The organism is Rhodococcus sp. ARC_M12 (assembly GCF_022810385.1).
In the GTDB taxonomy this organism is placed as follows: domain Bacteria; phylum Actinomycetota; class Actinomycetes; order Mycobacteriales; family Mycobacteriaceae; genus Rhodococcoides; species Rhodococcoides navarretei.
In genome coordinates this window covers 1-370 of the sequence record NZ_JALGQI010000083.1, presented here as the reverse complement: position 1 = coordinate 370, position 370 = coordinate 1, and the positions used below count along the sequence as shown (strand labels likewise).

The window sequence follows — 370 nt, the reverse complement described above, 5'->3', positions numbered from 1 at the left end:
TCCCACTGCGCTGCAACAGCATCCGGCTCGGTGTGCGCGAAGATCGTCTTGATCGCCGCCATCACCGGAGGCACCTGCTTCGACGACACCGCGGAAGTGACGTTCCGCATGAAATGCACCCGGCAACGCTGCCACGACGCCCCGGTGAACTGCTGCGCCACAGCAGCTTTCAAACCGGCATGCGCATCGGAGATCACCAGATGCACCCCCGACAGCCCCCGCGCCTTGAGCCCGATCAGGAACTCCCGCCAGAAATCGAACGACTCACTGTCCCCGACCGCGGTGCCCAACACTTCACGGGTGCCGTCGATCGACACCCCGGTCGCGACGACGAGCGCATGCGAGACCACATGCGCCCCGATCCGCACCT

General features: G+C 65.4%; 1 protein-coding gene. It reads right to left on the bottom strand.

The features are described from left to right. A partial coding sequence (locus MTX35_RS25450) for a transposase (RefSeq protein WP_243597492.1) occupies positions 1-370 on the bottom strand: 370 nt, incomplete at both ends.